Here is a 14,113-nt window from a genome sequence, read left to right as displayed (position 1 = left end):
GGCGCCGCCCACTGCGCCGCACCGTCTCTCCCCTTTGGACGCAGGCGCGGGAAAGGCGCAAAATGACTGGACGCGGGTAGCCGCTTAGCCCATAGTATTCACAGCCCAACAACGCTCCGTCCCGCGGCGGGGCCCGGGAGTCAGGCCATGCAGCATGCGCACCATGCCCCCCACAGCCAGTGGTACCGCATCGCGTTCCAGCGCGCGCCGGCGCCGATGCTGGTGTGCGACAGCGCCAGCCTGCGCGTGATGGCGATCAATGCCTGCGCCGGCGCCGCCTACGGCTACCAGGCCGACGAATGGCGCGGCGCCGACCTGCTGGCGCTGTTCCAGCCCGACGACCAGGACCGGGTGCACGCGGCGGTCGCCGAGGCCGCCGTCACAGGCGAGGCCGAACTGCCGGGGCTGCGCCACCTGGGCCGGGATGGCTCCTTCGTGCGCTGCCACCTGCTGTGCTACCGGCTGGACGACACCGAACCGGCCGCGGTGCTGGTGGTCACCCAGGACCAGTCCGAAGCCGAGGATGCCCAGGCCAGGCTGGCCCACCTGCAGGACGTGATCGCGGTGTCGCAGGAAGTGACGGGGATGGGCGGCGGCATCCTGAACCTCAGCACCGGCAGGATGAACTGGTCGGCCCAGCAATACCGCAACCTGGGCCTGGACCCGGCCAGCGTGACGCCCTCGCTGGAAGCCCTGCTGGCCCCCGTGCATCCGGACGAGCGCGCCGCCTTCGAACAGGCGATCGAACGCTGCATCCTGGACGGCGAAGCCTTCGAGTGCGCCCTGCCCGTCACCTGGCCCGACGGCAGCGAGCACGTGCTGCGCGCCTGCGGGCGCCGGGTCGCGGGCGAGCGCCGGTCGCGCAACTGGTTCGCCTGCGCCACCGTCGACGTCACCGAGCAGCAGCGCCTGCGCGACCTGCTGGTGCGCACCGAGTCCGACCTGCGCCACGCCCAGGAAATCGCCCACATCGGCACCTGGGTCGCCGACGTGGCCACGCAAGTGATCGAGACCACCTCGGACGAGACCTTCCGCCTGTTCGAGCTCGACCCGGCCGGCAAGGGCCCGGCCCGGGAGCCGTATACGCTCGTCGACCTGTTCGACCGCGTCCATCCCGACGACGTGGCCGGCATGGCGGCCGCGCGCCAGCGCGCCCTCGACACCCCGGGCCTGCGCTACGACCACGAGTACCGCATCGTGCACACGGACGGCGACATCCGCTACGCGCACTCGCAGGCCGACATCGTGCGCGGCCGCGACGGCGCGCCGCGCCGCATCGTCGGCATCATCCAGGACGTCACCGATCTCAAGCGCGCGCAGAACGAGATCCACCGCCTCGCCTTCTCCGACGAAATCACCGGCCTGCCGAACCGGGTGGCGATGCGCCAGTTCCTGGACGCCGCCTTCCGCGCCGGCGAGGAGCGCGAGGAACCGGTGGCCCTGCTCACCATCGAGCTGGCCCACTTCCGCGAGATCAACCTGACCCTGGGCCACATGAACGGCGACACCCTGCTGCGCGACGTCGCCGGCCGCCTGGCCATGCTGGTCGGCGAGGACGCGCAGCTGTCGCGCTGCGGGAATGCGCAGTTCACCGCCATCCTGCACGGCACGCGCGCCTACAACGCGAGCGCGCTGGCCGAGAAGGTCGCGCGCGCCTTCGAGACCACCTTCCTGATCGGCGGGGTCAAGTACGAGATCAGCGCCCACATCGGCATCGCGCTGGCGCCCGGCCATGCGCACAACCCGGCCGACCTGGTGCGCAAGGCCGACGTCGCGGTCTACCTGGCGCGCCAGCACGGCCACAAGGCCATGGTGTACGAGGCCGCGCTCGACCCCTACGATCCGCAGCGCCTGGCCCTGCTCGGCCAGTTCCGCAACGCGATCGAGGAAGGGCAGATCGAACTGTACTGCCAGCCCAAGGTGGCGATGGCGAGCTGCGAGGTGATCGGGGTCGAGGCCCTGGTGCGCTGGCGCCATCCCCAGCTCGGCATGGTGCCGCCCGCCGAATTCGTGCCGCTGATCGAGTCCACCGAACTGATCCACACCCTGACCAGCCACATGCTGCAGGCCTCGATGCGCCAGTCGCACAGCTGGCGCCGGGATGGACTGGCGCTGCCGATCGCGGTCAACCTCTCGACCCGCAACCTGACCGCGGGCAACCTGCCGGCCGACCTGCGCACCCTGCTCGCGACCTGGGGCGCGACGCCCGACTGGCTGGGCCTGGAGATCACCGAAAGCAGCCTGATCGTCGACCCGGACGCCTCGATCGCCCAGCTCAATACCCTGAGCGGCATGGGCTTCCGGCTGTTCATCGACGACTTCGGCACCGGTTACTCGTCGCTCAACTATCTCACCATGCTGCCGGTGAACGTGATCAAGATCGACCACGGCTTCACCACCAACATGCTGCGCGACCCGCGCGCCGGCGCGATCGTCAAGGCCACGATCGACCTGGCGCACGACCTCGGCCTGGGAGTGGTGGCCGAAGGCACGGCCACGCGCGAGATCTGGGATGCGCTGCTGGCCTGCGGCTGCGACGAGGCCCAGGGCTACTACGTCGCGCCGCCGCTGCCGGCCAGCGAACTGCCGGCCTGGGTGCGCTCGACCGGCCTGCATTGCCAGCATGCGAACGCTTCCCACTGAGGCCGGGCTGCGCGTGCACGCTGGAAAAGGCGCGCGAACCGGTATACTGCAATTTTTCCACCCGGGTCCGCGGTTCGCTGCCGTAACACGATGATTTCCGACAAGCTTGCCACTACGCCCTGCTATTGCTCCGCCCTGCGCCAGGCGTCGCGCTACCTGACCTCGTACTACGACCAGGTGCTCAGCGGTACCGGCCTGCGCGTGACGCAGTTCTCGATCCTGGCCAAGCTGCTCAGGGCGCAGACCAACGTCAACCAGCTGGCGCGGGCGATGGTGATGGACCGCACCACCCTGGCGCGCAACCTGCAGCCGCTGGTGCGCGAGGAGCTGGTCAGCATCCGGCCGAGCGCCCTGGACCGGCGCGAGCGGGTCATCGAACTCACCGGGCGCGGACGCGAGGTGATCGAGGGCGCCATGCCGGCCTGGGAACGCGCCCAGCAGCAGTTCGCCGAGCGCTTCGGCGCGCTCGAGGTCGAACAGTTGCGCGCCATGATGGCGGCGGTGGTCGCCAGCGGCGTGCACGACCTGGTCGGCGCGCCGGCGGCCGCCGAGGACTGAGACTCTCCTCTCCCTTAAGTAAGAACCGCTGCAGGTCCGCAAATAGGTGTATATACTCTCACTTGCATTTTCGAAGCTTCATCTTCCACCATTGCATGAGAGGAAAACCCATGACCCAACGCGACATCGTCCTGTGCGCTCCGCTGCGCACCGCCATCGGCGCCTTCAACGGCAGCCTGAAGACCGTTCCCGCCACCGAACTGGGCGCCACCGTCGTGCGCGGCGTGCTGGCCCAGGCGAGCCTGGATGCGCGCCAGGTCGACGGCGTCATCCTCGGCAACGTGGTCCAGGCCGGCAACCGGATGAACCCGGCGCGCCAGGCGGCGATCCATGGGGGCCTGGGCGTGAACGTACCGGCCATGACCCTCAACCGGGTGTGCGGTTCGGGGGCGCAGGCGATCGCCAGCGCGGCGGCCGAGATCCTGGCCGGCCAGGGCGAGCTCCTGATCGCCGGCGGCATGGAAAACATGGACCAGGCGCCCTACCTGATGCCGCAGGCGCGCTGGGGCGCGCGCATGGGCCACACCGAGATCCTCGACAGCCTGCTGTACGACGGCCTGAACGACGCCTTCTCGGGCAAGCACTCCGGCTGGCATACCGAGAACCTGGTCACCCGCTGCGAGATCGGCCGCGACGAGCAGGACCGCTGGGCGGCGCGCTCGCAGCAGAGCTTCGCCGCGGCCCAGGCGGCCGGCGCCTTCGCCGCCCAGATCGTGGGCGTCGAGGTGCCGCAGAAGAAAGGCAGCATCGTGTTCGACCGCGACGAGGCGGTGCGCCCCGAGACCACCATCGAGACGCTGGCCAGGTTGCGCCCGGCCTTCCAGGACGGCGGCACGATCACGGCCGGCAATGCCCCGGGCCTGAACAGCGGCGCGGCCGCCACCGTGGTGACCCACCGCGCCCACGCCGACAAGCTGGGCCTGCAGCCCTTCGCGCGCCTGGTGGCGGTCGGCGTGGCCGGCGTCGAGCCCGACATGTTCGGCCTCGGCCCGGTGCCGGCGATCCAGCTGGCGCTGGCGCGCGCCGGCTGGCGCCTGGAAGACGTCGACCGCTTCGAGATCAACGAAGCCTTCGCCGCGGTGCCGCTCGCGGTCGCCAAGGCGCTGGGCATCCCGCACGACGCCATCAACATCGACGGCGGCGCGGTGGCCCACGGCCACCCGATCGGCGCCAGCGGCGCGGTGCTGACCGTCAAGCTGCTGCACGCGATGCGGCTGGGCCAGGCGAAGCGCGGCATCGTCTCGCTGTGCATCGGCGGCGGCCAGGGCATCGCGCTGGCGCTCGAAGCGCTGTAAGGACGGCGGCCGGCCCGGCGCCTACTTGAGCCCGGACCGGCGGCGCCGGATGATGTCGCCCGCCACCATGAACACGCCGTCGCCCTTGTAGTGCAGGGTCTGGGGGTGCTTCGGCGTGGCGGCGGCGCGGGCCGCGACCACTTCGAAGATGAAGAAATCGTACCGGTCGACCAGGCTGTCGTCGTACAGCCGGCATTCGAACTGGGCGTGGCACTCGCCGATGGCGAGCGCGCCCACCACCTCGGCCGCTTCCGGCGTCAAGCCGAAGCAGGCGAACTTGTCGATGTCGGCCCCGCTCGTGGAGCCGATCCCGAGCACCTGTTCGGTCAGCGCCGTCGTCGGCAGGTTGATCACGCATTCGCCGCTGGCGCGGACCAGCCCGTAGCTGTGGTTGGCCGAGGAAATCACGCAGCCGACCAGCGAGGGGCTGAATTCCATCACCGTATGCCAGCCCATCACCATGATGTCGCGCTCTTCCCCGTGCGCGGACGAGACCAGCACCACCGGTCCCGGTTCCAGGTAGCGCCGCACCTGTTCGAGCGGCATGGCATGCTTGCGCGGCATCTCACCTCCCTATCGCAGGGTGCGAGGGCATGACGCCGCCGCGCCCCGCTTGTCGTCAGCGCGCCTGCATTTCCCCGGCCAGGGTGCGCACCAGTTCACCAGCCGGCATTTCACGCGCCAGCGCGAAGCCCTGCCCGGCCCAGTTGACCGAATAATCCTGCACCCCGCGCGCCGCGGCCGCGGCATGCAGGGCCTTGGCGGCGTCGTAGGCGATCGGGTAGTCGGGGATGGGTGGATGGCCGGCCGCGCCGACCGCGTCGAAGAACGGGTTCACCAGGCCGCGCGCCGGGCGCCCGGAGATGGCGGCCGTGATCGCGGTGTCCAGTCCTTCGCCGCCCTGGCGCATCAGGCCGCGGTGGTGCGGCGTGGCCGAGGATTCCGGGCACAGGATGAAGGCGGTGCCCAGCTGGGCGCCGCTGGCGCCCAGGCGCAGCACCGCATCGATGCCCTGCCCGTCCATGATGCCGCCCGCCGCCACCACGGGGATGCGCAGGCGCGCGGCGAGCAGGCGCACCAGCGCCAGGGTGCCGATCGCCGGGTCGGGCCGCTCCGTGTCGAACACGCCGCGGTGGCCGCCGGCTTCATAGCCCTGCGCCACCACCACGTCGATGCCGGCCGCCTCGATCCGGCGCGCTTCTTCCAGCGAAGTGGCGCTCGCCATCAGCACGATGCCGGCGCCGTGCAGGGCTTCGACCTGCTGCGCGGTCGGCAGGCCGAAATGGAAACTGACCACCGCCGGACGCTCGCTCACCAGCACCTCCAGCATGGCGGGGTCGCCGAGGAAGCTGGTGTAGATCTCGCGCAGGCTGGCCGGCGCCTGGGCGCCCTGGGCTGCGAAGCGCGGCCGCAGGTAATCCAGCCAGGCCGCTTCGCGCGCCGGATCGGCCTGGGCCGGGCGGTGGGTGAACACGTTGACGTTGAAGGGCTTGCCGGTGAGCTTGCGCACCTCGGCGATCGCGGCGCGCGCCTGTTCGGCGTTGCCGGCGCCGACGGCGATCGAGCCGAGCGCGCCGGCCTCGGACACGGCGGCGGCCAGGCGCGGCGTGGAAACGCCGGCCATCGGCGCCTGGATGATGGGGTGGCGGATGCCCAGCAGGGACGTCAGTGCGGTCATGGTTACCTCGATAGAACAGAGTTGACGATGGCTCGAGTATAGGCTGGCTTTACTATCCGATAATCAAGTATAAGGAAATTCTGCTGATACGCCATGTAACGAATGGCGCGGCCGCGGTGCTCCTCCTGCCCAGCCGTTCGCGGGCGCGTGCGGAATCCGGCGATTCATTACATCGTGTATCGATTGTCTTTCCCAAGTCCATCTTTTTCCGGCTTGGGCGCCGGCCTATAGTGGCATCCATGGACGGCGCGCTGCACCACGGGGCGCAGGCGCCGCCCCCACCATCCACCGCACAAAGGAGAACGTCATGCCCTACATCCTGATCCAGGTGACCGACGAAGGTGTCACCAAACAGCAGAAGGAACAACTGATCGCCGGCGCCACCGACCTGGTCGTCAAGGTCCTCGACAAGGATCCCGAATCGACCTTCGTCGTCATCGACGAAGTCAATACCGACAACTGGGGCCACGGCGGCGAGATGGTGACCCTGCGCCGCCAGCGTGCGGCCGCCAGGAAACAGGCCGGTTGAGGCAACCGGGGAACCGTGACCGCCGGCGTTACCGCGTCACTCTTCCTGGAACGCTTCCTCGCGCTTGCTCCTGATCGAGGGCAGCGCGACGATCACGACCAGGATCACGGTGGCGGCGAGCAGCGCCAGCGAAATCGGGCGCGTGAAGAACACGCTGAAGTCGCCGTGCGACAGCAGGAGGGCGCGGCGGAAGTTCTCCTCCATCATGGGCCCCAGTACAAAGCCCAGCATCAAAGGAGCGCCCTCGCAACCGAGCTTGATGAACACATAGCCGAGCACCCCGAATCCGGCCGTCATGAAGACGTCGAAGCTGCTGTTGTTGACGGTGTAGACGCCGATGCAGCAGAACACCAGGATGGCCGGGTAAAGAAAACGGTATGGCACGGTCAGCAGCTTGACCCAGATGCCGATCAGCGGCAGGTTCAGCAGCACCAGGATCACGTTCCCGACCCACATCGAGACGACCAGTCCCCAGAACAGGGGGGGATTGCTGGTCATGACCTGTGGGCCCGGCTGGATGTTGTGGATCATCATGGCGCCCACCATCAGCGCCATTACCGCGTTCGGTGGAATTCCCAGGGTCAGCAGCGGGATGAACGAGGTCTGGGCGGCCGCATTGTTCGCCGACTCCGGGCCGGCCACGCCTTCGATGGCGCCCTTGCCGAACTCGGCCTTGTTCTTGCCGACCTTTTTTTCCAGGGAATACGCGCCGAACGCCGCCAGCGCCGCGCCACCGCCGGGGAGGATGCCGAGCGCGGAGCCGAGCGCCGTCCCGCGCAGGATCGGTGCGATCATGCGGCGGAAGTCATCCTTGCTCGGGAACATGCTGGTCAGCCGGTTGGTGAACACTTCCCGCTGTCCCTTCTGCTCCAGGTTGGTAATCACCTCGGCGAAGCCGAACACCCCCATCGCGACGGCGACGAATCCGATCCCGTCGGCCAGCTCCGGGATATCGAACGCGTAGCGCGAAGCGCCGGAGTTGATGTCGGTGCCGACCGTGCCGCCCAACAGCCCAAGGCAGATCATCCCGATCGCCTTCGGCAGCGATCCCGCCGCCAGGACCACGGCGCCGATCAGTCCCAGCACCATCAGCGAAAAATACTCGGCCGGTCCGAACTGGAAGGCGACGTCGGCCAGCGGCACGGCGAACGCGGCCAGCATCAGGATGCCGACGCAGCCGGCGAAGAACGAGCCGGCAGCGGCGGTGGTCAATGCCACGCCGCCCCTGCCGCGGCGCGCCATCTGGTAGCCATCGATGCAGGTGACGACGGAGGACGTCTCGCCGGGCAAATTGACCAGGATCGCCGTGGTGGAGCCGCCATACTGGGCGCCGTAATAGATCCCCGCCAGCATGATGAGGCCGCCCAGCGGCGGCAAGGCGTAGGTGGCGGGAAGCAGCATCGCGATGGTCGCGACCGGGCCAAGCCCGGGAAGCACCCCGATCAGGGTGCCGATGATGGCCCCGATGAGGCAATACACGAGGTTCATCGGGATGCTCATCGTGATGCCGAACAGCGTCAGCGTTTCGGATGCCAGCACCGCGCCGAAGCCGATGGAGAGATGGGAAAGAAGATCGTTCATGGTGAATCCTCAGGCGCTGAACACGGCCGGCCAGATGGGAAACTGCAGTTTGAGGGCGTAGATGAAGACGAACAGGCTCAGGGCGATCAGGAAGGCCGCGTTGGCGATCGCGGCCTTCCACGAGAATTCATGGCTGGCATAGCTGGAGACGCCGACCACCATCAGGATGCAGAGCACGAGGCCGAGCGCTTCGAGCAGCAGGCCGAACAGCACCACCGAGCCCAGGACCAGCAGCAGCGTGGTCCAGGCGAAGCGGTTCACCTTCTGTTCCTCCGCCTTCGGCGACAGCGCGCCGGCGGCGACGAACAGGCCGATCAGGGTCATGAGCACACCCAGCAAGGTGGGAAAATAACCGGCGCCCATGTCCGCGGCCGAGCCGAAGGCATACCGGGTGCCGAAGCCGGCGAACAAGAGTCCGAAGGCGGTGAACAGCAGGCCCGCCCAAAAGTCCTGTTGATTTTTGATCTGCATGATGTGATGTACGAACGAATCTCGCCCTGTGTCGCCTAGAAGGTGTGATTGATGCCGAGACGGAATTCACGCCGGTTATACGTATCCGTGGCGGCGATGCCCTCGGCAATCGACTTCCTGCCGCTGGACTCGGCCAGTTCGGTGTACAGGCGGGTGCGTTTCGACAGCGAATACAGGTAGGCAAAGCCAAGGACGCGCCGGTCGGCTTCGAAGGTCGAGGTCGCCGTCGTCCGGAACGGCTTGCCGTCGCGCAGCCGGTACGAGGCCAGGAAGCTGTGTTGCCGGATCGGGATGGTGACGCCCAGCAGGTAGGTGTCCGCATCGGGCCGCGCCGCAGGATCCACCGTGCTCACGACGCCGAGTTCCTCGGCGATCGGGGAATACACCGAGTGATCCTTCTGCTTCGCATAGGCGGCGTGGAGCTTCACGACCCCGGCGTCATAGGTGGCTCCCACCTGCAAGGTCTTCTGGGTCGGATAGGCACGACCTGCCAGCGGGCCCGTGGACAGGACCGCCGGCTTGATCATGTCAACCGTGATGACGGCATACACAGGCCCGGCCGTGTAGCTCAGGCCGGTGCTCACCGTCCGGGTGTTGTTCCGGCTGCCGGGAATTTCCGCCGTCGGCGCCAGGGCCGACTGGAACGAATACATGACGCCGGCCTGGATGCCGCCGAGCACCGGCGTCTTGTAGGCGACGGCGTTATCGAGGCGAATCGCGCCCGCGGAGAAGGTATTGTTCGAACCGGCGATGCCGAACGCCGTCTTGAACGGGTCGATCGTGCGCCACATGTCGTACACGCCCGCGCCGGCCGAGAATGGCGAGATGCGGCCCAGGGCGATGGCGCCGAGCGTCTTGCTGTCGAGGCCGACCATGGCCTGGCGGCCGAACAGCCTGCCGTTGTACAGCAAGGCGCCGGTGTCCATCCCGAAGCCGACCTCGAGCTGGTAAAAGGCCGACAGTCCGTCGCCGATGTTCTCGCTGCCACGGAAGCCGATGCGGGCCGACTGCCCGCCGCCGCTGTCCACGGCAAGCAGATGGCCGGCGGCGGCGCGCTTGTAGTCCGTGTAGTTCATGCTGGCGTCGGCAATGCCATACAGCGAAACGCTCGACTGCGCCGCGGCGCTGCCCGCGATGACCGCGCAGCCCAGGAAAGCCACTACTTTGTTCATGATGTTTGTCTCCATTATTTTATGTAAGAGAAAGCCTGTTCGTCTCGCGAGGTGTGACGCGTCCCGGTTTTCCCCGGTCCAGGCAACATTCAGGCAAAAAGCTCCCCCTGCATGCCTGTTGGCATGCATCGTGGATTCGGTCAGGAGTGAATCAGGGGTGAGCGCTACGCCGGCGACAGCGCGTTGCCGCGGGCGGCTTACTGCTCTACGGGAATTTTTCGATCACTAATGAGCTTGGCCCACTTCCTGGATTCGTCAGTGGTCATTTCCAGGAATTTTTCCGGCGTGCCCCCGTTCACGACGCCGCCGAGCGCATGGATGCGCTGCTTGACGCCTTCGTCCTTGAGGACCTCGTTGACTTCCCGGTTCAGTTTCGCGGTGATCGCGGCCGGGGTGGCGCGCGGTGCGAAGAGGCCGAACCAGCCGGTGGCGTCGAACTGCGGCAGCCCGCTTTCGGCGACGGTCGGCACGTTGGGAAGCACATCGCTCCTGTGGGAACCGGTCACCGCGAGCGCCTTCAGCTTGCCGCTCTTCACCATCGGCAGCAGGGTATTGGCGTCGCCGGACATGATGTCGACCTGTCCGCCGATGACATCGTTCGCCGCCGCGGCAGCGCCCTTATAGGGCACGTGCAGCATGTCGACGCCCGCCATCGCCTCGATCATCGCGCCGACGAGGTGGTTGGTCGTGCCATTGCCGGGGGAGGCATAGGTGATCGCACCCGGCGTCTTCCTGGCCAGCTTGACGAGCTCCGCGATGTTGTTCGCGGGCAGGGATGGATGCGCCACGATCAGGAAGGGAACCGAGGCGATGTTCGCGACCGGGACAAAGTCACGGGTCGGCGAATACGACAGCTTTCGGTACAGCGAGGGATTGATCGAAATCGGTCCATTGCTGCCGAGTAGCAAAGTGTAGCCATCGGCCTTGCTGTTGGCGACCAGGCTCGCGCCGAGCGAACCGCCGGCCCCGGGCCGGTTGTCCACGATGACCGGTTGCCCCAGCCGCTTGCTCAGGCTCTGGGCAATCACTCGGGCGATCACGTCCGTGCCGCCGCCAGGTGCGAATGGAACGACGATCTTCACGGGCATCGACGGATAGTGTGCGGCGCCTTGGGCGGAAGCCGCCGCCACAGGAACCAGGCATGCCAGGTAAAAGCCAAATTTCAAGAGATTCTTCATCGTGGTTCCACCATCAAACGTAAGGGTTCTTCAGGGTAATGCGTACTTGCGTGGCACCGGCGGCGCATGAGGACGCCGCCCGACGCCTTCGGTCAGTCGTAACGCTTGCGGAACAGCGGGCGCAGTTCGCTCAGCGGCGCCTTGCTGGCGATCAGGTCGCGCATCGTGTCTTCCGCCTTGCCGATGGCTTCGGCCTCGGTCACGACCTGCTCCGCCAGTTCGCCAGGCACCACGCAGATACCGGAGTCATCGGCCACGATCAGGTCGCCCGGATAGACGACGATATTGTGCACGGTGACCGGGCCGTTGATCTCGATCGCCTCCATCCGGAATTTTCCGGTGATCGGGGTCACGCCGGTCGCCCACACCGGATAGTCGAGTTCGCGAATCGCCGGGAGATCGCGCACCGCGCCATTCACGATGGCGCCGGCGAAGCCGGTGGTTTTCGCCACCATGCACGATTGTCCGCCCATGTTCGAGACATCCTTGTTGCCGCCGAAATCGGCGACCAGCACGTCGCCGGGTTCGGACAGGTAATAGATCTCGCGCGTCGACATCTTGATCGGCTCCTTGTCGAGATAGGCACGGGTCGGCGTCTTGCGTTCGGGGATCGAGCGCAGCGTGACGGCGGGACCGACGATCTTCTTGCCGGCCACCAGCGCCGGGATGTGGGAGCCCGCGATCACGCCGCAGATGCCCAGCGAGTCCAGCACGTCGGACACGGTGGTCGTCAGGTCCGGCAGCGCCAGGAAGCGTGCGACGGTCTCCGCGGAGGCGCGCTCGAACTTGATCTTCTTGATACGGTCAGCCGGCACCTGGCCCCAGATGCGGCCTGCCTCTGCATATTCTTCGTAGTCTTTCTTGACGTCGGATGTGCTCATGTGATTTCCATTTCGTAAGTGGAGGTTGAATTTCCGTGACCGGAACGTCAGTCCTGTCCGGCATCGTTTTTTCGAACTGGATCGATCTTAAGAGGTTTTTTCGCACATATCAAGAAAAAGTTTAATTCTCATATTTTGATAAATTGTTTGCGCAACACGGCATCCTGGTGCACACTCGGATGCGCTGGCGGTACGTTTACTGACGGAAAAATATCGATGGCCGGTGTCCCGACTCCCTGCTCCCACTACAATGGTGGCTCTGGACTAATTTTTGTAAGCACAACAAGACCGATGAAACTGGAAAAAGTCGCACTGACTGCCGACGACTCAGCCCCGCCCCTGTCGTCCGAGCCGAAATCCGCGGAACGCGAGAATTCCGCGAGTTCGTCGTCGAAGATCCTGAACATCCTCGACCTGTTCAACATCGATCGCACCACCTTGCATGTGCAGGATGTCGCCGCCCTGTTCGGCGTCAGCCAATCCACGGCCTACCGCTACCTGAAGGAGCTGTCCAGTGCGGGATTTCTTGCGCAGCTGGGCAAAGGAAATTATTCGCTGGGACCGAAGATCGTCGAGCTGGAGCGCCTGCTGCGCCTGACCGACCCCTTGTTCGTGGCGGGCACCCTGGCGATGTCGAACCTGCAGCAGTATTGTGCGAACCGCGCGCTGCTGTTGTGCACGCTGTACAACGATCGTGTCCTGTGCATCTACAAGACCGGTGCCGACGCCATCCGGACGGACAGCGAATCGATGCCGATCCTGCGCGACCGCGGCACCCCGTTTCCCTTGTTCCAGGGCGCGGGCTCCCAGGCCATCCTTGCGCATCTACCGGCGCATACGATCAAGTCGCTCTATCTCTCCAGCCAGGAAGCCATCGCCGATGCGCGACTTGGGTCGACGTGGAAAGAATTCAGGGACAAGCTGTCGCAGATACGCAAGAATGGCTACGCGATGCACACAGGGAAGATCAACACGAAGATGCTGGGCGTGGCAGTGCCCATCGTGCTGCAGTCGGGCGAGGTGACGGGAAGCCTGCTGATGTTGACGCAAAATACCAGCGAGGAAATCGACGAGCTCGGGAACATCGTGCCGCAACTGCAGGCGCAAGCCACCGCGATCAGCAAGCACATCGTCGTACTGCAGGAGGCGCAGGCCGCGCGCAATCCCTAAGTACTCGCCTGGCCCTATCCGAGCCCGCCCAATGACTCGGTCCCCTTGGCGCGCAGGATGGCCGAGATCCGTTGCATGACCGGGGAAATATAGCCCGTCTTTCGATACGTGAGCCCGAGCCGGCGCTTCATGGTCGTTTCGGGCAGTTCGACTTCGCGCAGGTTCGCCCTCTCCGAGCGCAGGTTGAAGCGCGACACGAAGCCCAGCAGATGCGTCTTCTCGATGATCGGAAGAATCATGTTCAAGACGTTCGATTCGATCTGGACGGTTGGCCGCGCCAGGCCCTTGCGGGCGAAGGCCTGGTCGAGGAACTGCCGGCTCGCCACCGTTGTCGCGGGCAATAGCCACTTGTAATCGAGCAAATCCTCCAAGGTATAGCTGCCCCTGAAAATGGGATGATCCTTGCTGGTCATGACAACGGCCTCGTCTTCGGCGAACTGTTCCGACTCCAGCTCCTCGTCGGCGTCGACCACCGGACCGACGACCAGGTCGAGCTGGCCATCCCGCAGCGCGCCGAGGATGGCATCGTTCATGGCCACCATCAGTTCCACATTCACCTCGGGCGCTTCCGCCAGGAGTTCCTGGAACACGACAGGCATCAGGTGTTCGGCGACCGTCGGGACACATCCCACGCGCAGGGTTCCCCGCAATCCATTGGCATGTTCCTGCATCTCGCGCGACGTGTCCTCGACCATGAGCGCGAGCTGGCGCGTCCGGGCAAGCAACACGGCGCCGGCCGCCGTCAGGCGCATGTTGCGTCCGCTCTTCTCGAACAGCTGCGCCCCCAGGTCCGCCTCGAGCCGGTCGATGCATTTGGTCAGCGCCGGCTGGGTCCGGAACAATCGTTCCGCGGCGCGCCCCAGGTTGGCCTCGGTCGCGATCACCTCGAAGTAGCGCAAATCCCGGAAATCCATGATCTATTCCTGAAAGTTTAAGAATTCAAAAAATAAGTGAATA

13 protein-coding genes are annotated in these 14,113 nt (G+C 66.2%); 5 read left to right on the top strand and 8 right to left on the bottom strand.

Annotated features, from left to right (window positions below; genetic code table 11):
* Nucleotides 1-147: 147 nt before the first annotated feature.
* The 3 genes from H162_RS32595 to H162_RS0108885 all read left to right on the top strand — a co-directional run bounded on the left by H162_RS32595 (nt 148) and on the right by H162_RS0108885 (nt 4,496).
* Nucleotides 148-2,643, top strand: coding sequence for a sensor domain-containing protein (locus tag H162_RS32595; protein ID WP_020653112.1), 2,496 nt, complete (start codon nt 148-150; stop codon nt 2,641-2,643).
* 90 nt (nt 2,644-2,733) lie between these two features.
* Nucleotides 2,734-3,201: a MarR family winged helix-turn-helix transcriptional regulator gene (locus H162_RS0108890; RefSeq protein WP_020653111.1), complete on the top strand. Its 468-nt coding sequence runs from the start codon at nt 2,734-2,736 to the stop codon at nt 3,199-3,201.
* Between the two features lie 110 nt (nt 3,202-3,311).
* Nucleotides 3,312-4,496, top strand: a complete 1,185-nt coding sequence (locus tag H162_RS0108885; RefSeq protein WP_020653110.1) for an acetyl-CoA C-acyltransferase — start codon at nt 3,312-3,314, stop codon at nt 4,494-4,496.
* A 21-nt stretch (nt 4,497-4,517) separates the two neighbouring features.
* On the opposite strand, the gene H162_RS0108880 is transcribed toward H162_RS0108885, so the two are convergent.
* Together H162_RS0108880 and H162_RS0108875 are read right to left on the bottom strand one after the other, a co-directional pair.
* Complete coding sequence (locus tag H162_RS0108880; RefSeq protein ID WP_020653109.1) at nt 4,518-5,060, bottom strand: flavin reductase family protein; 543 nt, start codon at nt 5,058-5,060, stop codon at nt 4,518-4,520.
* Between the two features lie 55 nt (nt 5,061-5,115).
* The gene (locus H162_RS0108875) at nt 5,116-6,174 is read right to left on the bottom strand and encodes an NAD(P)H-dependent flavin oxidoreductase (RefSeq protein WP_020653108.1); all 1,059 of its coding nucleotides are present in this window, start codon (nt 6,172-6,174) and stop codon (nt 5,116-5,118) included.
* 307 nt (nt 6,175-6,481) lie between these two features.
* Between H162_RS0108875 and H162_RS0108870 the strand changes: the two genes are divergently transcribed.
* A complete protein-coding gene (locus tag H162_RS0108870) occupies nt 6,482-6,703 on the top strand; it encodes a tautomerase family protein (RefSeq protein ID WP_020653107.1) in 222 nt (73 codons plus the stop codon).
* Nucleotides 6,704-6,739: 36 nt separating this feature from the next.
* On the opposite strand, the gene H162_RS0108865 is transcribed toward H162_RS0108870, so the two are convergent.
* The 5 genes from H162_RS0108865 to H162_RS0108845 form a co-directional block, all read right to left on the bottom strand.
* Entirely contained in the window at nt 6,740-8,284 is a 1,545-nt protein-coding gene (locus H162_RS0108865; protein ID WP_020653106.1) for a tripartite tricarboxylate transporter permease, read from the bottom strand.
* A gap of 9 nt (nt 8,285-8,293) precedes the next feature.
* Complete coding sequence (locus H162_RS0108860; RefSeq protein ID WP_020653105.1) at nt 8,294-8,755, bottom strand: tripartite tricarboxylate transporter TctB family protein; 462 nt, start codon at nt 8,753-8,755, stop codon at nt 8,294-8,296.
* Nucleotides 8,756-8,790: 35 nt separating this feature from the next.
* A complete protein-coding gene (locus H162_RS32590; RefSeq protein WP_020653104.1) occupies nt 8,791-9,927 on the bottom strand; it encodes a porin in 1,137 nt (378 codons plus the stop codon).
* 197 nt (nt 9,928-10,124) lie between these two features.
* Entirely contained in the window at nt 10,125-11,105 is a 981-nt protein-coding gene (locus tag H162_RS0108850) for a Bug family tripartite tricarboxylate transporter substrate binding protein (protein ID WP_020653103.1), read from the bottom strand.
* 92 nt (nt 11,106-11,197) lie between these two features.
* A complete protein-coding gene (locus H162_RS0108845; RefSeq protein WP_020653102.1) occupies nt 11,198-11,986 on the bottom strand; it encodes an RraA family protein in 789 nt (262 codons plus the stop codon).
* Nucleotides 11,987-12,277: 291 nt separating this feature from the next.
* Here H162_RS0108845 and H162_RS0108840 point away from each other — a divergent pair, with 291 nt between their 5' ends.
* Complete coding sequence (locus H162_RS0108840) at nt 12,278-13,156, top strand: IclR family transcriptional regulator (RefSeq protein ID WP_020653101.1); 879 nt, start codon at nt 12,278-12,280, stop codon at nt 13,154-13,156.
* Nucleotides 13,157-13,170: 14 nt separating this feature from the next.
* Here the strand turns inward: H162_RS0108840 and H162_RS0108835 are convergent, their stop codons facing one another.
* Nucleotides 13,171-14,070: a LysR family transcriptional regulator gene (locus tag H162_RS0108835; protein ID WP_020653100.1), complete on the bottom strand. Its 900-nt coding sequence runs from the start codon at nt 14,068-14,070 to the stop codon at nt 13,171-13,173.
* Between the last annotated feature and the right edge of the window lie 43 nt (nt 14,071-14,113).

Origin of the sequence: Massilia niastensis DSM 21313, assembly GCF_000382345.1 — a bacterium.
Lineage (GTDB): Bacteria > Pseudomonadota > Gammaproteobacteria > Burkholderiales > Burkholderiaceae_D > Telluria > Telluria niastensis.
This window is presented reverse-complemented; position numbering and strand designations above follow the sequence as displayed.